This window comes from uncultured Algibacter sp. (genome assembly GCF_947487575.1).
Taxonomy (GTDB): domain Bacteria; phylum Bacteroidota; class Bacteroidia; order Flavobacteriales; family Flavobacteriaceae; genus Algibacter_B.
Map to the genome: position 1 here is coordinate 78,361 of NZ_CANKXG010000012.1, position 21,455 is coordinate 99,815.

General features: G+C 30.5%; 20 protein-coding genes. 4 read left to right on the forward strand and 16 right to left on the reverse strand.

Features of this window, described 5'->3' with window-relative positions; genetic code table 11:
* The first annotated feature begins 209 nt into the window (after positions 1 to 209).
* A complete protein-coding gene (gene mazG, locus Q0870_RS13560; RefSeq protein WP_298556204.1) occupies positions 210 to 983 on the forward strand; it encodes a nucleoside triphosphate pyrophosphohydrolase in 774 nt (257 codons plus the stop codon).
* 101 nt (positions 984 to 1,084) lie between these two features.
* On the opposite strand, the gene Q0870_RS13565 is transcribed toward mazG, so the two are convergent.
* The 15 genes from Q0870_RS13565 to Q0870_RS13635 form a co-directional block, all read right to left on the reverse strand.
* Positions 1,085 to 3,064, reverse strand: coding sequence for a DUF349 domain-containing protein (locus Q0870_RS13565; protein WP_298556205.1), 1,980 nt, complete (start codon positions 3,062 to 3,064; stop codon positions 1,085 to 1,087).
* A gap of 86 nt (positions 3,065 to 3,150) precedes the next feature.
* Positions 3,151 to 3,891: a shikimate dehydrogenase gene (locus Q0870_RS13570; protein ID WP_298556207.1), complete on the reverse strand. Its 741-nt coding sequence runs from the start codon at positions 3,889 to 3,891 to the stop codon at positions 3,151 to 3,153.
* On the reverse strand, positions 3,888 to 4,904 hold the full coding sequence (locus Q0870_RS13575) for a DUF368 domain-containing protein (protein ID WP_298556210.1): 1,017 nt from the start codon (positions 4,902 to 4,904) through the stop codon (positions 3,888 to 3,890). Before Q0870_RS13575 ends, Q0870_RS13570 begins: the two co-directional genes overlap by 4 nt.
* Positions 4,905 to 4,906: 2 nt before the next feature.
* Positions 4,907 to 5,824, reverse strand: a complete 918-nt coding sequence (locus tag Q0870_RS13580) for a DUF368 domain-containing protein (protein WP_298556212.1) — start codon at positions 5,822 to 5,824, stop codon at positions 4,907 to 4,909.
* 72 nt (positions 5,825 to 5,896) lie between these two features.
* Positions 5,897 to 7,288, reverse strand: a complete 1,392-nt coding sequence (locus Q0870_RS13585; RefSeq protein ID WP_298556214.1) for a tetratricopeptide repeat protein — start codon at positions 7,286 to 7,288, stop codon at positions 5,897 to 5,899.
* Between the two features lie 156 nt (positions 7,289 to 7,444).
* Positions 7,445 to 8,629 (reverse strand): aspartate aminotransferase family protein, encoded by a 1,185-nt coding sequence (locus Q0870_RS13590; RefSeq protein ID WP_298556216.1) that lies wholly within the window; start codon positions 8,627 to 8,629, stop codon positions 7,445 to 7,447.
* On the reverse strand, positions 8,630 to 10,471 hold the full coding sequence (locus tag Q0870_RS13595) for an OstA-like protein (protein WP_298556218.1): 1,842 nt from the start codon (positions 10,469 to 10,471) through the stop codon (positions 8,630 to 8,632). It lies immediately after the preceding gene.
* Between the two features lie 109 nt (positions 10,472 to 10,580).
* The gene (locus Q0870_RS13600; RefSeq protein WP_298556220.1) at positions 10,581 to 11,003 is read right to left on the reverse strand and encodes a hypothetical protein; all 423 of its coding nucleotides are present in this window, start codon (positions 11,001 to 11,003) and stop codon (positions 10,581 to 10,583) included.
* A gap of 12 nt (positions 11,004 to 11,015) precedes the next feature.
* Entirely contained in the window at positions 11,016 to 12,566 is a 1,551-nt protein-coding gene (locus Q0870_RS13605; RefSeq protein WP_298556222.1) for a hypothetical protein, read from the reverse strand.
* 77 nt (positions 12,567 to 12,643) lie between these two features.
* Positions 12,644 to 12,967 carry a helix-turn-helix domain-containing protein gene (locus Q0870_RS13610; protein ID WP_363317970.1) on the reverse strand — a complete coding sequence of 108 codons (324 nt, stop codon included), beginning with the start codon at positions 12,965 to 12,967 and terminating at the stop codon, positions 12,644 to 12,646.
* Positions 12,968 to 12,980: 13 nt separating this feature from the next.
* The gene (locus Q0870_RS13615; protein ID WP_298556224.1) at positions 12,981 to 13,757 is read right to left on the reverse strand and encodes a hypothetical protein; all 777 of its coding nucleotides are present in this window, start codon (positions 13,755 to 13,757) and stop codon (positions 12,981 to 12,983) included.
* A gap of 71 nt (positions 13,758 to 13,828) precedes the next feature.
* The gene (locus Q0870_RS13620; protein ID WP_298556226.1) at positions 13,829 to 15,103 is read right to left on the reverse strand and encodes an adenylosuccinate synthase; all 1,275 of its coding nucleotides are present in this window, start codon (positions 15,101 to 15,103) and stop codon (positions 13,829 to 13,831) included.
* Between the two features lie 9 nt (positions 15,104 to 15,112).
* Positions 15,113 to 15,571 carry a transcriptional repressor gene (locus tag Q0870_RS13625; RefSeq protein ID WP_298556228.1) on the reverse strand — a complete coding sequence of 153 codons (459 nt, stop codon included), beginning with the start codon at positions 15,569 to 15,571 and terminating at the stop codon, positions 15,113 to 15,115.
* 25 nt (positions 15,572 to 15,596) lie between these two features.
* Positions 15,597 to 17,822: a RelA/SpoT family protein gene (locus tag Q0870_RS13630; protein WP_298556230.1), complete on the reverse strand. Its 2,226-nt coding sequence runs from the start codon at positions 17,820 to 17,822 to the stop codon at positions 15,597 to 15,599.
* A gap of 72 nt (positions 17,823 to 17,894) precedes the next feature.
* Positions 17,895 to 18,467: a non-canonical purine NTP diphosphatase gene (locus Q0870_RS13635; protein ID WP_298556232.1), complete on the reverse strand. Its 573-nt coding sequence runs from the start codon at positions 18,465 to 18,467 to the stop codon at positions 17,895 to 17,897.
* Between the two features lie 171 nt (positions 18,468 to 18,638).
* On the opposite strand from Q0870_RS13635, the gene raiA reads away from it, so the two are divergent.
* The gene (gene raiA, locus Q0870_RS13640; protein ID WP_298556234.1) at positions 18,639 to 18,938 is read left to right on the forward strand and encodes a ribosome-associated translation inhibitor RaiA; all 300 of its coding nucleotides are present in this window, start codon (positions 18,639 to 18,641) and stop codon (positions 18,936 to 18,938) included.
* Here the strand turns inward: raiA and rlmH are convergent.
* Positions 18,935 to 19,408 (reverse strand): 23S rRNA (pseudouridine(1915)-N(3))-methyltransferase RlmH, encoded by a 474-nt coding sequence (gene rlmH, locus Q0870_RS13645; protein WP_298556236.1) that lies wholly within the window; start codon positions 19,406 to 19,408, stop codon positions 18,935 to 18,937. The genes raiA and rlmH overlap by 4 nt on opposite strands.
* A 132-nt stretch (positions 19,409 to 19,540) precedes the next feature.
* Here rlmH and nadC point away from each other — a divergent pair, with 132 nt between their 5' ends.
* Positions 19,541 to 20,401 (forward strand): carboxylating nicotinate-nucleotide diphosphorylase, encoded by an 861-nt coding sequence (gene nadC / locus Q0870_RS13650; RefSeq protein WP_298556238.1) that lies wholly within the window; start codon positions 19,541 to 19,543, stop codon positions 20,399 to 20,401.
* Positions 20,402 to 20,478: 77 nt separating this feature from the next.
* Positions 20,479 to 21,432: a YihY/virulence factor BrkB family protein gene (locus tag Q0870_RS13655; RefSeq protein ID WP_298556240.1), complete on the forward strand. Its 954-nt coding sequence runs from the start codon at positions 20,479 to 20,481 to the stop codon at positions 21,430 to 21,432.
* The last annotated feature ends 23 nt before the right edge of the window (positions 21,433 to 21,455 follow it).

Genomic DNA, 21,455 nt, shown 5'->3' on the forward strand with positions numbered 1-21,455 from the left:
TAAAGCCAATTTATTACTATCTATTTTTTAAAAAGGATGCCACTGCAATCCCTAACGCACTTATTTACTAGGTTATAGTATTAAAAGAAGTTAGTCAATTTTTCTGATAAAGTCAAGAAATACAAAATATCACTACTAGGAACAATTATTAGACATATTACCTTTAATCCAAAACATCAAAACCGTATTTTTGAAAAAACTTCAAAAAAATGAACTCCAGACAAGACCAGTTAAAAGCTTTTGATAGATTATTAACTATTATGGACGAGTTGCGCGCGCAATGTCCGTGGGATAAAAAGCAAACTATGGAAACCTTGCGCCACTTAACCATAGAAGAAACTTATGAGCTTGGAGATGCCATTCTGGATAAAGACTTAAAAGAAGTTAAAAAAGAATTAGGCGATGTGTTATTACACATAGTTTTCTATGCAAAAATAGGAAGCGAAACCAAAGATTTTGATATCGCCGATGTATGTAACAGCATTTGCGAAAAACTAATAAATAGGCATCCACACATTTACAGCGATGTAAAAGTTGAAAATGAAGACGATGTAAAACGTAATTGGGAAAACCTAAAGCTTAAAGAAGGTAAAACAAGTGTGTTAGAAGGTGTTCCAAAAAGTTTACCAGCTTTAGTAAAAGCCAACAGAATTCAAGAAAAAGTTGCTGGTGTTGGTTTTGATTGGGAAGCACCAAATCAAGTTTGGGAAAAAGTAGAGGAGGAGATAAACGAATTTAAAGCTGAAGTACAATCTGGTAATAAAGATAAAATGGAAAGTGAATTTGGTGATGTTATTTTCTCTATGGTAAACTATGCTCGCTTTTTAAACATAAACCCAGAAAATGCATTAGAACGTACTAATAAAAAATTCTCAAAACGTTTCCAGTATCTAGAAAGTAAAGCTAAAGCATTAAACAAACCACTTAAAGACATGACACTTGCTGAAATGGATGTGTTTTGGGAAGAAGCTAAGAAGTTATAGTTTACAGTCTCAGTTTACTATTTTCAACTAACAACTAACAACTAACAACTAACAACTAACAACTAACAACTAACAACTAACAACTAACAACTAACAACTAACTAATAAAACCCTTTAATTTTTTGAAGCTTAGCTTTCCATAGATCTAAAGCTTCTTTATGTTTTTTAATATTAGTATGTACTTCTTTAACAAGTGGATTTTCTTCATCTACATTAGTGAAAAACTGTAAGTTATTTTCAAGTTGATTGATTTGTCCTTTAACTTCGTCAATCTTCTTACGAATAAAATTACGCTCGTTATCAAGGTTTCTTGTGTCATCAGGATTATGAAGACTATCCAGTTTATTTTCATACTTAATCATTTCAGCCTCGGTTTTGTCGAGATTCAATCCATTAAGTAAACTATCTATAGTTTTCTGAAACTTACCATCAATATAGCGTTTATCATTAGGAACTCGCCCTAAGATTTGCCATTGTTTAATATGCTCTTTTATGGTTTCAACACCTTTTTCTTTATCTTTCGGGAGTTCTAAATCTTTTAAGCTTTTTAAGAACTCGTTCTTTTTGTTGTAAGCTTCAACTTGTTCTTCACTAGCCGCATTTCGCTTGGCGTGTATTCTATCAAAATAGCCATTACAAGCCGCTTTAAAACGTTTCCAGATTTTATCGCTATCTTTCCTTGGAACATGACCAATTCTTTTCCAATCACTTTGAATTTTTTTCATTAAAGGTGTAACGGTTTCAAAATCGTCACTGTCTTTATTGTCTTCTGCTACTTTTATTAAATCAAGTTTAAGTTGTAGGTTTTTGAATTGATCTTTTTTAAGGTCTTTGTAAAATGCGTTCTTCTTTCTATTAAAAGTTCTAACTGCGTCCTTAAATTTTGCCCAAGTTGCTTCATTAACTTTTAAAGGTACTTTTCCCGCACTAAAAAATGCTTCTCTTAGTTCCTCAACATATTTAATTTTTTTCTGTAAAGCACTATGCGATTGCGTGTCTTGAGTAGCTATGTCTTCAATTTTTGAAATAATCTCTAGTTTATGCTCTAGGTTTTTTTCGTAAACTTTGTCAATTTCTTTATAATAAACTTGACGCTTATCATTAATAGTTTTTGTGGCAGTTTTAAAACGTTCCCAAATACTTTCGCGATGTTCTCTAGAAACTGGGCCAAGTTCTTCCTTCCACATTTTGTGAAGTTCTTGTAACTCTCTAAAAGCACGCATGGCATCATCTCCATTTGCTAATTCTTCAGCGCGCTCAATAATTAATAATTTTTTTTCGAGATTGTGCTTAAAATCTAAGTCACGTAACTCTCTATTAATGTTTAAAAAATCATAGAATCGTTCTACATGATGGTGGTAGCTATTCCAGGCGTTATTATACTTGTCTCTTGGTATAGGGCCTGTGTTTCTCCAGCGTTCTTGTAATTCTTTAAAGTGTTTGTATGTTGTATTAATATTTTCTTCAACATTAATTAGCCCTTTCAACTCTTCAATAATCTCAAGTTTATCAGCTAAATTTTGTTTTAAGTTTTTTTCTAAACTTTGATAATGTTCATTTACCTTTTTGCGATATTGTCTATAAGCTTCCTTATATCTTTTTTGAACGGGAGAAGAGTAGTAGAAGTCTATTATGTTTCCGCCATCATTTATAAAATCTTCTTTCTTTTCATCAATTAAAGCCTGAAATTTTGTTTTAAATTCAGAATTTATATTATCAACGTGAGATTTAATAGCTTGTACCTTTTCTTTCTCTATAAGCTTTTCTAGCTCAATAGCTAAAGCTTCTAACGACATAGTATCGTACTCTTTAACCTCAATTGTATGCCTGTCTTTATTGCCTTCGTCTTCTGCATCTTCAGCATTTGAGTCTTCAATTTCATTAATTACCTCGTCTTGCTCTTCAACAACGTCATCACTCTTAATACTCTCGTCTTCTATAGCTTGATTAGGTACAGTAGATTCGGTAACATCACTAGGAGTGGCTTCAACGTTTTGATTTTCATTTAATTCGATGGTGCTATCTTCAGAGTTATTTTCTTCAACTCCATCTATTTCTTGAGGTTTATTAATATCAGACATTTTTAAAAATGTTAAGGTTCGTCAAAATTACTTTCGACATTAAAGATACTAACAAGTATAGTATTTACAAAGCAGTATGAACTGTTTTATTTAATATCCCAAATAGACCAAGACTTTTCTGCCTGAAGTCTTAACATGTTTAATCCATTAATTATTGTTGCTCCATTTTTTTTGCCTTGTTGCAAAAATTTGGTTTCCTCGGGATTGTATATTAAATCAAAGAGAATATGGTTTTCATTTATTGCACTATAAGGAATTTTAGGACATTCCTCGATATTAGGAAACGTTCCTAAAGGTGTGCAATTAATAATAATTTGGTGGTCATTTATATCTTTTTCGTTTAACGTATCATACGAAAAGCCTATCCCTTCTTTTAACGTTCTTGATACGTATTGATAATCTATACCCATTTTGCTAAGTGCATATGCAATAGCTTTACTAGCACCCCCAGTACCTAATATTAAGGCCTTTTTATGCTGCGGCTCAATATATGGTTTAAGTGTGTTTTTAAACCCATAATAATCAGTATTGTAACCTACTAGTTTTCCTTTTTTTGTAATCTTGATTGTATTTACAGCTCCAATAGCCTTCGCTTTTTTATTAATTTTATCGAGAAACGGAATGACTTGTTCTTTGTATGGAATGGTAACATTAAGACCTTTTATGCCTTCCGTATTTTCTATAATTGAAGGAAACAAATCAATGTTTTCAATATCAAAATTTTCATAAGAAATATTCTTAATATTTTCATTTTCAAACTTCTTTTTGAAGTATGACCTTGAAAATGAATATGATATATTTTTACCTAATAAACCTAGTTTGTTCATGTTGCTTTTCTAGTTTTTTGTCCGTACCATTCTAATGCCAAAACTATGACTATTCCTAAAATAATAAAACAAATAGCGTAATAAGTTTGGGTGTTTAAATCTGGAATGAAACGCTGGTAATTCTCTATAATTTTTTCATTTCTTGAGTCCAATAGAAAACTTCCGGTTTCACCTAATTTATAAATGGTTTCTTTCCATGGCCAAACAACGCCTAATGAACCTATTATGAAGCCTATAATAGTTGAAAGTGTTATGCTTTTAAAGCGTTTTAATATGTAACTTAATACATGCGAGAATGTTACTAAACCAACAACTGAACCTATGGTAAAAACCACTAAAACCTTTAACATTCTTAAGCGCTCATTATTTTCAATAAAGCTAAAATTTCCAGTGATGACTTCAGAAAATGTATCGTATAATGCATTTACAGAGTCAACTAAAAGCAGTACATAATTACCTAAAAGAATAAGAATAAAAGAACCTGAAAAACCAGGTAAAGTCATGCCAGAAACACTAATTATTCCACAGAAAAAAACAAACCAAAGGTTGTCGTTTTCTTTTGCTGGGTTTAAAAAACTAATTCCGAGTCCGAGTAAAATACCAATAGCAAGCGAAGTATAGGTTTTATAATTCCAGTCTTTAAAATCTTTATTGATATAATAAATTGAGCCTACAATCATTCCAAAAAACACACTCCAAATATAGAGTTCATAATGCTTAATAAGATAGTCTAAAACTTTTGAAATACTAAAATAGCTTACAATCATTCCTAAGAAAAGCAAACCTAAAAAACGCCCGTTTATATACCTGTAAAAGCTATTAAATCGCCCGTTTATGAGAAGTTTAAAGGCTTTAGAATTAACTTTTTTTAGAGAATAAATAAATTCTTCATAAAAGCCAGCAACAAATGCTACAACACCGCCAGAAACACCAGGTACTTTATTAGCAGCACCCATTCCTAATCCTTTTAAAATTAGAAATAACTTACCTGTAAGTGTTCTGGTACTTTCCATTATTATTTTTTAGAGCCCAAACGTTCAAGAATAAAAATTGTTAAAAAACCTAAAATCATAAGTACTATGGCTAATGTAAGTTGATTATTCCCTTCAAAGGACAAAGGACTAATACTTTCCTGTAATAAAGGAGATTTTATTCCCTTTGAATTTGTGTGCCATGTTATTGTATTTTTCCATGGCCATACTTTGTTTAATGAACCAAAAATAAACCCAGTTAAAAGGGCTAGTGTGATATTGTGATAATGTTTAAAAAGCCATTTTAAAACGTGACTAAAGCTTAAAAGTCCAACAACAGCTCCAAACCCAAAAATGATTATTTTTTTTATGTCAATATCATGAATGGCATCACTAAGCGTTTTATATGCACCTAGAATAATTAGTATAAAAGAGCCTGAAATACCTGGTAAAATCATAGCGCAGATAGCTATAGCTCCTGCCAGAAATAAAAACCATGGATTGTCATTAGTGCCTAATGATGGTAGTTTACTTATATAAAAAGCAATTGCAGCTCCAATAATTAAAGCCAATATTGAAACAAGATTCCATTTTGTAATTTGTTTTCCAACAAAGTAAATACTAGCTATGATAAGGCCAAAAAAGAACGACCATATTAAAACAGGGTGGTGCTCAAGTAAATATTTAGCAAGCTTCATAAAAGACACAAAGCTGATTATTACACCAGAGAGAAGTGCTAATAGGAAATTTCCATTTGCTTGCTGCCAAAATGCTTTAAGACCTTTATTAAAAAGGGTTTTAAATAGCGCCCCATTTACGTTACTAATTGTAGATATAAGTTCTTCGTAAATACCAGAAATAAAAGCGATAGTACCTCCAGAAACTCCAGGGACGGCATCTGCAGCTCCCATGGCTAATCCTTTAAACGAAATAATTAGGTAATCTTTTAACTGTCTTCGCATACTTTGATTTTATTTAAAATCAAAGGTATACAATTGGTTATTAAAAAAAAATAATATAACTCTATGAAAACTTTATTTAAGGGTTTGATTAATTATATTTTTTATTTGAAGTTTGTTAGAAACTTTAGGGAAAAGTTCTTCAATAATGAAAGCATAATCTTCATTATGATTGAGTCCGTTTTTAAGATAAAAAATGCCTTTGTCATTTTCTTTTAAAACAAAATATAACCCTGCTAAACGGTATTCCAATTCGGCATTTTCAGGATAGAATTCTATAGCTTGCTCAAAATTAAATATTGCAGCTTGTGGTTCGCCTAGTTTAATTAATAAATCTCCTCGAGAAAGCCATGTGTTTAACTCATAGTTACCTAGTTCTATAGTTTTTTTATACCCACGTTCAGCTTCTTCATATAATTTTAAACGCTGATTTATTTGCGAGTATAGTTTCCAATAGATAACATTTTCAGAATCAATATTAAGCGCTTTGTTTATAAAAAACAATGCCTTTTTGTAATCATTTTTTTTATTATAAAATTTTGTGATTGCAATCCAACCTTTATCTAACAATGGGTCTTCATGAACAGTTCTATCGTAATATTGAATTGCTAAATCTTCTTTGTCTAGTTTTTCATAGCAGGTTCCTATGCGTAACAATGCAAAAGAAGTAGGCTCATCTAATTTTAAAGTAATAGTATAATTTTCTATAGCATCCTCATAACGCTTAAGTTGTTCTAAAACTTTACCTCGCTCTAGGTAAGCGCCAACAAAAGTGTCATCAGAAATAATAGCAAAATCATAAGCAGTTAATGCTTTCTTGAAATCTTTTAAAGTAAAATATTGTTTACCTAATTGATGCCATGCTACCTCACAATATGGGTTTTTATCTAAAAATTGATTTAAATACGTGATAGCCTCTTGATTTTGATTTAAAAACTCGAAGCAGTAAATAATATTGTAGAGTGCTGAATAATCATTTACATCTGCTTCTAGGCATTTCATGAAATATGATTTAGCATCTTCATATTTATCAAGAAACAGGTATTCCATTCCAATAAGAGAATACAAATCCACAAAATCATTAGTAAGCTGAATGGCCTGTTTAAGAATACTTATAGCCTGTTCGTGTTCATCTTTTTTTGAAAATATATTTGCCTTTTGAATATATATTTCTTCATTGGTAGGGTCTATATTATATAACTCATTTAGTAGTATATCAGCTTCAGAAAGTTTGTCTTCAAAAACAAAAACTTCTACTTTAAAGAGTCTTAAGTTAATGGAAGTTGGGTGCTGGTCTAAACCTAATTTAATCGCTTTTTTAGCCAAAGCTATTTTACCTTGATTTAGGTAATGGTGAATAATATTTTCAAATTCTTCAGAATCAAAAAACAAAACATGATTTGTTTTTAGCATTGATTCAAACTTGGTAAGAGGCAAATTGTTGTTGTCATCATGACTAAACTCCATAAGCGCATTTAAAAGTTTCTGTTTGATTAAAATTAAACTTCTATTTGCTTTTTAGAGGGAGATTAATTAAATGTTTTTAACAAAGTAATCAACATTTCTAGTGTTTGTATAGGTGTTTGTAACTTATAATTTGATTATCAGTATTTTAAATATGATTTACTGATTGTACATTTCATCTAAAACTTCAATTATTAATTGACATCCTATAGTAATTTCATCATTTGTAATCGTTAAAGGCGGTGTTATTCGTATTGCTCGAGGTTCAAAAAGAAGCCAAAATAGTATTAAACCTTTTTCTTGGCACCTTAAAATTAAAGTATTTGTTATTTCTGAGGAAGGTGTAATTAGTGCAAGCATTAATCCTTTTCCTCTAATTTGCAATATTAGTGGATGCACTAGAAGTGTCTTGAATAGTTGTTCTTTTTCTAATACTTTCTGCATTAAATTGCTTTCTGTAATTTCTTTTAATGTAGCTAATGCTGAAGCGGCAATAACGGGATGTCCTCCAAAAGTAGTAATGTGTCCTAAAGCGGGTTGAACTTGTAGTAAATCCATTAACTTACTTGAAGCTGTAAAAGCGCCAATTGGCATACCGCCTCCTAGACCTTTTCCTGTTACTAAAATATCTGGAATACAGTTATAGTTTTCAAATCCAAAAAGTTTACCAGTACGTCCAATTCCGGGTTGGATTTCATCTAAAATTAAAAGTGTGCCAACGCTAGTACATCTTGCTCTTACTTTTTCTAAATAACCTTTAGTTGGTTCAATAAACCCTGCGCCACCTTGAATGGTTTCTAGAATAACACAGGCTGTTTTCTTGGTGATTTTTTTTAAATCCTTTTCGCTATTAAACTCAATAAAGTTAATGTTTGGTAAAAGTGGTCTAAAAGCTTGCTTACGCTCTTCAAAACCCATAACGCTCATGGCGCCCATAGTATTTCCATGATAGGCTTTATGAGCTGCTATAATTTCGCTACGCCCAGTAGCACGTTTTGCTAATTTTAAAGCTCCTTCTATGGCTTCTGTTCCAGAATTTGTTAGGTATGTTTTTTCTAAAGATTTTGGTAAATTATTTGCCAATAACTTAGCAAGTTCTAAAGCTGATTTTTGAATGTACTCTCCATAAACCATAACATGCATGTAGCTGTCTAGTTGTTTTTTTATGGCACTTACAACTTTTGGGTGATTATGCCCTAGCGGACAAGCCGAAACACCAGCAACAAAGTCTAAGTATGCTGTATTATTTTTGTCGTAAATATAAGAACCATTAGCATGAGAAATCTCCAAGGCCAATGGGTGTGGTGTTGTTTGTGCTTGATACTTGAAGAAGTCAGACTTCATTTATATCTGTTTAATTAAGTCAGGTTTTTTTGTTATTTGTTTAGCTTCCTTTTGTTTGGGACTAACACCCTTTTTTAAAGATTTATCCTTGATGCTTTTTTTAATTGATTTAGGGAAATTACGGGAAGCTTTGGATTTGTTTTTTTGAATCGTTTGAGTTTTTTCGTCTGCTATTTTAGCACGTTTAAGCAAATCTTCATCAACAAAATCTTCTTCAGGAATATAATCATCTAAGCCTTTAATAATTGGTAATTCTAAAGGAGGGTCATCTTTAAATAAATCTTCAACACTGTTAGGGCGCTCTTCCTCTCGCCAATCAAAACCTTTTAAAAATCTGTGTTTTTCAGGGAACTTAGATTCTGGATATAGGTCGCCATCAACTTGATTATACCTTGTGTATTCATCAATATCACCGTTTTCAAATAATATGGTAATACTTCCAGATTTTGATTTGTCAATACCTATAAGTTCTTGTTTGTCATTTCTAGCATAGAAAATAGATTGTGCATTTTTTGTTACATCAACTTGTTTTAATCTATTTTCATCATTAAATAAACCTACTAGTCTTTTTCCATTTATTTGATTATATCCCGTTTTACTAATAGTATCTTGGCTAATAATAAAGGCATTTTCAAATACTAGAAGCGAGTCTATTTTTTCTGTTTCTTTATTTGACAATAAATGAATGGTATCTCCAGTCATTTGGCTTTCAAAATTCCAAAGGATAGGTTTTCGTTTTACCGAAAATTTATCACCTGAAGATAGAGTTGAAATATTTAATAGTTTGGTAACTCCTGTATTTTGGTTAGAATGTATGGAATCTGATTTTCCGCTTAAATCGGTTTTAAAAATTTTTGCGTTATAGTATGCCTTTATAATTCGGTTTTCTGATTTGCCTGTTACCATAATTTTATCTGCGTGGATATACACCGAATCTTTTTCTTGAACGGTAATGGCTAAAGCGCGTTTTGTAATAAATAAAGAGTCCTTTTCCTTGAATACTTCAGCATAATGACCTGTTACTACGCTTTTGTTAATAGTATCAGTAACTTTTATATTGTTAGTTGCAGATGCAAAACTGGTATTATTATCAAAATATAAGCTATCTCCTTCAATAATACGATTATCGTAATCAATTTTAGCATTTTTAAGTGCATAACCCACTTTGTTTTCGGTATCATAAAACCCTTTTTCGCAATAAGTTATACTTGTTTCTGTTGTTATGGTTGAAGGCCCATAAAGGTATGCGTATCCAGTGTCAGAATAAAAATCGAAGTAATCTGAATTAATTGTAGATTCATCATTTACCAAAACAACATCCTCAAGAAATCGATATTTTTTAGTGTTCATATAATATCTACCAATTTTACTAGTGATAGTGCCAGAAGAATCTTTTACAACAGTACCACCACTTTTATAATACGCTTGTTGTCTACTTCTATCCATATAGAGCGTGTCTGAAGTAATGGTTGAGTTTGGGTCAGTCATAACAACATCTCCACTTGCAAATGCAAATTCTGTAATGCCACTATATTCTATATATTTTGAAGTCATATTAATGGTGTCACCTTGTTTTAAGATGACATTACCATAGGCTTCAATAAAATTTTCTTTACTGTAATGAATGGCTTTATCGCACCACATATTTGACCCACCATGTTCTATATGTACCTGCTGAGCATCATCGCGTGTTAAGATTTTTGCGCCTGGATAATTTTCTTCATCAATAGTTAATTTACCGGCATATTCAATATTAATTTTTTTTGCGGATTGCCCATGAATACTAAATGTTGATACAAAACCAAAAAAGAGAATGAAAAGTAGAGCTTGTAGTTTGTTCAAAATAAAAAAATGTTTGTAGCAAAAATAACGATTAAAATGATGTTTAAGTATTTTGAAACAAAAAACGCTCCAAAATGTTTTGGAGCGTTTTTTAATAAAATTATGGAATTTAATGTTTATTAATTACAAATTGTTGAACCCAAACAGTATCGACTTTATTATCATTGTTGTTATCAACAAATGATATATTTTCATATACTATTATTTCACCTAAATTTCCAATGATTATATTTCCTTTTGTTGAACCTAAAGATTTTCGCATTGTTTTTTTGTAAGTTTTTTCTATTTGATTAAAATTAGAACCTACTCCAAAACCTTCTTTTGTTCTATAATTATTTGAGGTTAGTTTAATTAATTGTATTACATTATCCTTATTGGTAATGATTTCTAAACCTTTTATATCTGGTTTTTCAATTAAGAGTTCTCCTAATTTAATTTCTCCTACCCCATCATTTGATATTATTAATTTCTCTTGAGAACAGGATGTAGCCATATTTGACACTAAAATTAATGCTAAAATTATTTTTTTCATATTTATAAAATTTTAAGGACAAGTTCCAGTATTTGCTGGAGCATTGCCGTTTCTTGTAGTTTTTGTTACACCAGATCCTAGACTCATATTTCTAATATCTTGACCTAAATTCCCTGGATTACTTCCGTTTCCACCATAGTCCCAAGTGCCAGAAGTGTCGGGTAAATTTAAACCTATCGAATTTCCAATACTTATACCGAAGTCTGTACAATTATAGGTATTTAAATCATAAGTTGAATTAAAGTTAGTAATTTTATTATGTAATGAAGATAATTGTGAAGGGGTTATATCAGTCGTTAGGCTAACATCATATTCATGATTACCATCATTTCTTAATATGGCTGTAGAACTATTAGCGCCATTTGTTGGGTCTATTGTACCAGGAGTTGGATAATAACCCATAGTTCTGGTAATACCACTTTGATTAATTGATATAAAAGTATGACCTACATCAATTGGGTCAAATGGATTAAATGTAAATCTATAAGTATTACTGGAATTGGCTTTTGGTTGGTCAACATATATTTTTAAAGTAGCATTTTTTGTTAAATCAAAACATTTTAAATAGTCTACAATATCAGTTATTTTGGGGTTTGACAGTGTTTCAGGAAATAAATTTGACCAAGATTCACCACTAATCACTCCCTCAATCGCAATTCTAATATTTTCTTTAGCTCCATCACTACAGCGATTATCATTTAAATAATTACTAATTGGTAATATTTCAAATTGATCTTTGGCTTGTAGCCAAGCTAAAGCATCGTTACTTAAATCATCTTCTAAGCAATTTACAATAGAATCAAAGACGGCTGTTTCAGATGGGGTTAAAAGACCAACAGTAGACCTACTGCCGTTAGATGTACCGCTACTACTACCACCAGATGAAGTACCTCCACCTGAAGTAGAACTGCCAGTTCCGGAAGTGGAGCCTCCAGATCCTCCTCCTATTGATCCTCCTCCACAGGTATCTATTTCAGTAATTTCACAACTGCAATCGCTGGATGTATATGACCAATAAAGACAATCTGTGACTTCATCATACATATATTTACTTGCATTGTTGTTTGGAGTTACTATAGTTATGTTGGCATTTTCAACTAAATCTCTTGATAAATTATATATGTTTTCTCCTTTATGTTTTTGTTTTGATTGACTATATCTATAAATAAAGAACCGATATTCATCATCGTTTCTTTTTTCTATAATAAAATTTTCAAAGGAAGATTTAGGATGGGTTAATTTATCTATTCTAAAAGTAAAAGCCTCCGTAGAATCTGTTTTTACATGAATAATTTCATCAGTTAGTATTGAAATTGAGTTATCTGATGTTTTTAATGATAGGTTACTCTTTTTGTTATAATCAAATTGCTCTTTTATTTTGTTTAAAGCAGATTGTAATTTACTATCCTGTTGTATTTCATCCAATGTTACTTTGCTAATCTGTAATGTGTTATTTGATTTATTTAATTGGTTATTCTCATTAACAATAACTTCGTCATTACAATTTGTAAAAGACAATGCAACGAATAATAATAGAATAGTTCTTAAAAATAGTTGTTTCATGTTTATATGATGTATAAATTAATTAATGAAACAATATTAAATTAACAAGATATTTATAAAGTCCAGTATATATAAAGTTAAAGATTTCGGACACTTTTTTTGTATTCAACAGGTGTTTTTCCCGTAAATTTTTTAAATGCGGTATAAAAACTAGATTTTGAATTAAAACCTGATTCTAAACCAATAGCTAAAATGGTGTAGTTATTGTATTCAGAATCAACAAGCATATTTTTAGCATCAGTAATTCTTAATGAATTGATATAATCATTGAAGTTTAGATTTGAGTTTTTATTTATAAGTTGAGATATATAGCCTTCGCTTAGGTTAAGTTCTTTGGAAAGAATCTTTAAGGATAAATTAGGGTTTAGATAATTTTTATTAGATTTAATATGATTTTCTATTTTTAAGAATCCTTTAGGATTTTGTTTTGTTTTTTTTTGGAATTATAGTATTAATAATAGAATTTCTAATTAACACTCTTTCTTTCTGTATTTTAGATTTTAATATTCCTACATAAGATATCCAATAGATAAGAAAAGATATACTTATCCAAAGAGGATAATATATACCTAATCCGCCTGCATTATATTTTGTTTGCATATATATAATTTCTAAAAACCAAAACAAACACATCGCCCCACCTATATATAGAATGTTTTTTAACCATTTAGTTTCAACACTAACATTGAAAATATTATATGTTTTATTCCTTCTTTCATAAACTCTTATTTTATAAAGAATTAATATTATAAGAGTTAAATTATATATGAAGGATAAATTTTCTAATACTATATTGATAGTTCTAAATATAGTATTAGTAGAGAAGGTATTGCTATATAGGACTATATTTACTATTAAAGAAATAAAGAAAGGAATTGATAATAATATTATTATTTCGTTTCTATTTTTATTTTTTAGGAAACTGTTTACATATAAATAGAAAAAAGGAGCTATTAAAGTATCACAAGGAATTCTTAATTTATTAAAAACAGAAAAAATACCATTAAAACCAACATCTAAAAACCAGTATTGTAAATTACTTAGTGATAAAACTAATACTGTTAAAGCAATATATTTATTAGTTTTTGAAGAGTAATGTTTATTAAAAAAAATAACAATACTAAAAATCAACCCTTGTAGTATGCCAGAAAAGATAATTAAATTATAGATATTAAAATTCAAATCATTCATAAAACAAATGTAAAGAAAAAGACTACTTAAAAAGTAGTCTTTATTTATAATCTAATATTAAAATAGAAATTTTATTTCCTAAAAATAGTCTGCTTCCTATCCGGACCAACAGAAACTATAGTAATAGGAATTTCTAATTCTTTTTCTAAAAACTCGATATACTCATTAAGCGCTTTTGGCATTTGAGAAGCTTCAGACATTTCAGTTAAATCTTCTTGCCAACCATTAAAATCAGTATAAATTGGTTCCACATTTTCAGGTTCTATATTATATGGTAAGTGTTCAATTACTTCGCCTTTATATTTATATGCAGTACACACTTTTAATGTTTTGAAACCAGAAAGTACATCGCCTTTCATCATCATAAGTTGTGTAACTCCGTTTACTTGACATGCATATTTTAAAGCTACTAAATCTAACCAACCGCAACGTCTTGGGCGACCTGTAGTGGCACCAAATTCGTTGCCAACTTTGGCCATAGTTGCTCCATCATCATCAAATAACTCAGTAGGGAATGGGCCAGAACCTACACGAGTTGTATATGCCTTGAAAATCCCAAACACTTCACCAATTTGGTTTGGCGCAACACCTAAGCCAGTACAAGCTCCTGCTGCAGTGGTGTTACTTGAAGTTACAAATGGATATGTTCCAAAATCAATATCTAATAATGATCCTTGTGCACCTTCAGCTAAAATGGTTTGTCCAGATTTTTGAGCCTGGTAAATATATTCTTCAGAATCAATAAATTTTAAAGATTTTAAAACTTTAACAGCTTTGAAAAATTCAATTTCTAATTCTTTTAAATCATATTCAATTTCTACATTATAAAAAGCAATCATAGATTCATGCTTATCAGCTAAGGCTCTATACTTTTCTTTCCAATCGCTTAGTTCTAAATCGCCAACACGAATACCGTTTCTTCCAGTTTTATCCATGTAAGTTGGTCCAATACCTTTTAAAGTAGAACCAATTTTAGCTTTTCCTTTTGAAGCCTCACTAGCCGCATCAAGTAATCTATGGGTTGGTAAAATAATATGTGCTTTTCTAGAAATCATTAATGATTTTCTATAATCAACATCTTGCTCCTCTAATTTATCTAGTTCACCTTTAAAAATCACAGGGTCTATAACTACACCGTTACCAACTAAGTTGGTGGCATCGTCATGAAAAATCCCTGATGGAATGGTGTGTAGCACATGTTTTCTGCCATTAAAAACTAAGGTGTGTCCAGCATTTGGTCCACCTTGAAAACGTGCAATAATATTGTAGTTTGAGGTTAGTACGTCAACAATTTTTCCTTTGCCTTCGTCTCCCCATTGTAGTCCTAGTAGTAAATCTACTGCCATTGTAAAAAATTAGTTATTGGTTGTTGATTTTCTATTTCCGTAAAAATAGAGTGAATGGTTATTAATTTCGATATCGAAAATGTCTTCGATGGTTTTTTTTATAGATTGGATTCTTGGATCGCAAAATTCAATAACTTCCCCAGTATCAGTAAGAATGACGTGGTCATGCTGGCGGTCAAAATACGACTTCTCATAGTGCGCCTGGTTTTTTCCAAATTGGTGTTTTCTAACCAATTTACATTCTAAAAGTAATTCAATGGTATTATAGAGCGTAGCACGAGAAACACGATATTTTTTATTTTTCATATTAAGATATAGAGACTCTATATCAAAATGTTCTGTATTATTATAAATTTCTTGTAGTATGGCGTAACGTTCGGGAGTTTTTCGGTGCCCGTTGCTTTCTAAAAAGCTAGTAAATACACTTTTAACAATCTCTTGATTTTTTGAATCTGCCTTTTCGTCCATAATTGCGTCGCAAATTTAAGCTTTTTTACATTCTTCTAACCTTATCTATGCCATTAATTTTTTTAAGTTTTTCTAAAAGCTTTTTTATAATAGTATTATTTTTTACTATAACATCAATTTTTCCAGAAAAAAGACCATGATTACTTTCAAAACTTATGCTTTTCATGTTTACATGCATGTTTTCAGAAACAATTTTAGTAATATCGTTTACTAATCCAATATGATCAATTCCGGTTAAAATTATTTTAACTAAAAACTCTTGCTGAGTAGAATCTACCCATTTTGCAAACATTATTCTGTATGCATAGTTGGATTGTAAACTTACTGCATTTGGACAGTTTTTTTTATGCACTTTAATGCCTTCATTTACTGTTAAAAACCCAAAAACATTATCTCCAGGAATAGGATTACAACAATTAGATAATTTGTAATCTAGTTTTTCTTCCTCTTTACCGAAAACGAGTGAATCATATTTTAAAGTGACTTCTTGTTTTTCTAATTCCTCTTTTTTAATTGTAGATTTTTTATTGATTTTATTCTTGATAAAACTCATTAAAGCATTGCTTCTTGATGAAGCGTAGCTTTTTAGCATGGTATTATCGATAGTACCAATTCCAATCCTGTAAAATAAATCGAGACTTGTTTTTAACTTGAAATAGTTAACCATTCCGTTAATGGTTTTTTCATCAAGTGTAATTTTTAATTGTTTTAATTTGCGACGAAGTATTTCCTTGCCATCTTCACCAATACGTTTTTTGTCTTCTTTTAAGGCCGATTTTATTTTGCTTCGTGCACGTGCCGTTGTAGTATAGTCTAACCAGTTTGGATTAGGTTTTACACTTTCTGAAGTAATAATATCAACTTGGTCGCCACTATTTAATTCATGACTCAAAGGTTCTAGTTTGCCATTTACTTTCGCACCACGCGTTTTCATGCCAACTTCTGTATGAATACTAAAAGCAAAATCTAGCGCGGTAGCTCCTTTTGGTAAAGATTTTAAATCGCCACCAGGTGTAAAAACAAATATTTCTTTTGAATATAGGTTTAATTTAAATTGTTCTACAAAATCAACAGCATTCATGTCTGGATTTTCAAGAGCTTCTTGAAGCCTGTTAATCCAACTTTCTAAATTATCTTCTTTTTCGTTATTTTGTTTGTATTTATAGTGTGCAGCATAACCTTTTTCGGCAATTTCATTCATGCGCTCACTTCTAATTTGAACCTCTACCCATCTGCCTTTTGGACCCATAACGGTAATGTGCAGCGCTTCGTACCCTGTAGATTTAGGTGAAGAAATCCAATCACGTAATCGTATAGGGTTTGGTCTAAAATGATCTGTTACTACAGAATAAATTTTCCAAGCTAAAAATTTTTCGTTTTGTGGGTCAGAATCACATTTGTAAATGATACGTACAGCAAATTTATCATAAACTTCATCAAAGGAAACCCCTTGGTTTACCATTTTTTTTCGAATTGAAAAAATTGATTTAGGCCTTCCTTTTATAGTGTATCTTAAGTTTTCTTTATTAAGAGAATTTTCTATTACCTCACTGAATAAAGCAATGTAATTATCTTGTTCTTCTTTGCTTTCTTTTATTTTATCAAAAATATCATTGTAAATATCAGGTTCAGTATACTTTAAACCTAAATCTTCTAACTCAGTTTTTATATTATAAAGCCCAATTCTGTGTGCTAATGGCGCATAAATATATAAGGTCTCAGATGCAATTTTAATTTGCTTGTCAGGACGCATAGAGTCCATAGTTTGCATGTTGTGAAGCCTGTCTGCAATTTTAATAATAATTACCCTAACATCATCATTAAGGGTTAAAAGCATTTTACGGAAATTCTCTGCTTGCAAGGACACGTCCATATCTTTTTCCTTACTTAAGGAAGATATTTTTGTAAGTCCATCAACAATGGTAGCGATAGTTTTGCCAAATTTTTTAGCTATATCATTAATTTTATAGTCCGGACTATCTTCTACCACATCATGGAGTAGGGCAGCAGCTATTGAGGTAGCGTCTAAACCAATTTCTTGAGCTACAATTTTTGCCACAGCAAGCGGATGGAAAATATAAGCTTCGCCAGATTTTCTACGTTGGTTTTTATGCCCATCTAACGCCACTTCAAAAGCACTACGAATAAGTTTTTTGTCTTCAGTAGAAAGCGTGGTGTAACTTACCTTTAGTAGTTCTTTGTAGGCCCTTGTAATGGCAGCGTTTTCTATTTCTATTGCTTCCTCTGTCATAGATTAAAAGTAACATAAAGAATATTAACAGCCAACCAGAAATTTACTTTTTTATTAGTAATTTTTTCGTTCTTAAGAATTTAAAAATTTCACCAATTCTGAAACAGCTTTTCCTCGGTGTCCAATACTGTTTTTTATATTTAAATCCATTTCAGCAAATGTTTCATTAAAGTTATTTGGTTTAAAAATGGGGTCGTAACCAAAACCTTTTTTTCCTTGTTTGATTTTAGTAATTTTCCCCTTACAAACTCCTGAAAACGATTGTAAAGTATCATTAATATAAAGTGCAATTACAGTTTTAAATTGAGCTCTGCGATTTTTTTTATTAGTCAACGCGTTTAATAGTTTATTCATATTATCGTTGTCATCTCGCTGTTCTCCTGCATAGCGAGCAGAATATACGCCAGGAGCACCGTTTAGTGCCTCGACTTCTAGACCTGTATCGTCTGCAAAACAATCAAAGGCATAATGTTCTTTTATGTATTTTGCTTTTTGGATAGCATTACCTTCTATAGTGCTTTGCGTTTCTGGAATATCCTCAAAGCACCCTATATCTTTTAAGCTTAATAATTTTATGCTTGCTGGAATTAAAGCTTGAACTTCTTCAAGTTTATTTAAATTATTTGTAGCGAAAACAAGTTTCATGGATTAAATATTTAAGATTTCAAAAATACTATTATTTGATTTTAAATGATATAGAGATTATTTAATTTTTTAAAAGAAAAATTTATCTTTATTTTATGATTTTTGTTGCTTTTTTTTATTTATAAAACTCGTATCTTAGAATAGAATTTAAACATTAAAAAGAAGACGAATATGACAGTAAATTTTCAGTATGTAGGGGTAGATGTAAGCGAAACTCTTTCTGCTTTCACAAAAGAGAAATTAGAAAAACTATTTAACAGATATGAGTTTTTAATAAGTGCATCGGTACACTTTAAATTAGATGAGAAAAATTATAAAGATGGTAAAATTTGTAATATAGAGTTAAGCTTGCCAGGCCCAAGAATTTTTGCAACTTCAAACGAACGTAATTTTGAAGTATCAGTAAGAGAAACTATAAGTGATTTAGAGCGTCAATTAAAAAAGCGTAAAGAAGTTTATAAAACGCATTAACGATGGTGATAAGGCTCATTTCTTAAAATAGTGAAGCCTCTATAAACTTGTTCAATAAAAAATAAACGAATCATTTGATGGGAAAATGTCATTTTTGATAATGATATTTTCCCATTTGCTTTTTTATATACCTCATCAGAAAAGCCATATGGACCACCAATAACAAAAACTAAACGTTTTATGCCAGAGTTCATGTGCTTTTGTAAGTAAGATGAAAATAATAAGGAATCGTACTGTTTCCCATTTTCATCAAGTAGAATTAAAGTGTCTGTTGGCTTTATTTTATTCAAAATAAGTTCACCTTCTTTCTGCTTTTGTTGTGCTTCACTTAAATTTTTAGATTTTTTTATGTCTGGAATTACATCTAAGTTAAACTTAATGTAATGCCCTAAACGCTTAATATAATCATCAATTAAGGATGTAAGTTGTTTGTTATCAGTCTTACCAATAGTGATTAGTGCTATAGTCATAAAAACAAAATTAGTGTTTCATATTTATGAATAATACATTTAATTAGAAAAAAAATTATAAATTTCGTAAATGTAAAATTTATTTTAGCGAATCTATTTCTTATTTTTGCTGTAACTAACTAATGATTTATTATGATTACACAAGAGCAGTTTGATACAGAAGTGAAGATGATTATTGAAAATGCTATTCGCGAGGATGTTGGTGATGGCGATCATAGTTCGTTAGCCTGTATTCCAACAAATGCAAGAGGAAAAGCGAAGCTTTTAGTTAAAGATAAAGGCGTTATTGGTGGTGTGAATTTTGCTAAAAAGGTGTTTGCTCACGTAGATAAGAATTTAAAATTAGATGTTAGAATTGAAGATGGAAGCGAAGTAACATTTGGAGATATTGTAATGTATGTTGAAGGATCATCGCAATCTATATTAAAAGCAGAGCGTACTGTTTTAAATGCTATGCAACGTATGAGTGCTATTGCTACTAAAACTAGAATGTTTGTTAATTTAGTAGAGGGTACAAAAACAAGAATTCTAGATACTAGAAAAACAACACCAGGTATTCGCGTTTTAGAAAAATGGGCAGTAAAAATTGGTGGTGGTGATAACCATAGGTTTGCGCTTTATGATATGATAATGCTTAAAGACAACCACATTGATTTTGCAGGAGGTATAACTAAAGCCATTGAATTGACTAAAGACTACTTAAAAGAAACCGGAAGAAATTTACAAATAATGGTTGAAGCCAGAGATTTATCTGAAGTTCAGGAAATCTTATTGAATGAAGGTGTTTTTAGAATATTATTAGATAATTTTGATTATGAAGATACTAGAAAAGCTGTTAAGCTAATTGGTGATAAATGCCTTACTGAATCTTCAGGGAATATAAACGAAACTACTATTAGACATTATGCAGAGTGTGGTGTTAACTATATTTCTTGTGGTGCGTTAACACATTCTGTGCATAACATGGATTTAAGTTTAAAAGCCATAAAATAATTTAACTCTTTTCTTATTGCTTTTTTACTTTTTTAATTTAATAACTTTGCTATAAATATTAAAAATGCAAATTATTAATGTCTAAGGCGCTTGATGAAAAACTTGATAAAATCCCCATTATAAATATATTGGTGCGTTTTTTACGACAGTTAAAGCTTCCAGGTCTTGAAGGTTTATCATTTTATGATTTATTAGTTTTATACATTACAGGCATAGTTAAAGGAGCATTAACAACTAGGGCAAGTGCTATTGCTTTTAGTTTTTTTACTGCAATATTTCCCTTTTTATTATTTGTGCTAATTATTATTCCTTATGTGCCAATTGACGATTTTAAAATAGAATTTTTACAATTTTTAGAATCTTTTTTACCTTCAAGTACATCCGATTTTTTCTTTGAAAATATTTTTGAAAACATAGACCAATCTCAACGTGGAGGCTTATTGTCTTCTGTTTTTGTATTGTCTATTGCTTTAATGGCTTTTGGTGTGAATGCGGTGTTTTCTGGTTTTGAGAATTCCTATCATGAGCAATTAACACGTAGCGTTTTTAAACAGTATTTGTATGCGTTGAGTATTGCTTTGATTTTGGCTTTTCTACTCATTATTACCATTATAGTTTTAGGATATATTCAAATTTATGTTGTGAAAGAATTACTGCAAGCTTTGGAAGGTAGGGGGTATCAGGTAGACTCAAATGATATGTTTTGGCCAAACATTGTGCAGTATTTATTTTTTGTAGTTATGGTTTATATTGCAACAGCAACTTTATATTATTTTGGTACTAGAGAAGGTCGCGATTCTAAATTCTTTTCTGTTGGCGCCATTTTTACGACCTTATTAATAATGCTAACATCGTATTTGTTTGGTGTGTATATTGAAAACTTCGGGCAGTATAATAAGCTTTATGGTTCAATTGGAGCCTTGTTAATCTTATTATTTTATTTGTGGCTTAATGCTAATATTCTATTGTTAGGTTATGAGCTTAATGCATCACTTCAATTTTTAAGAAAATATCCAAAAAAGGAAGAATAATTTTAAAATATTACTTTTAGCTT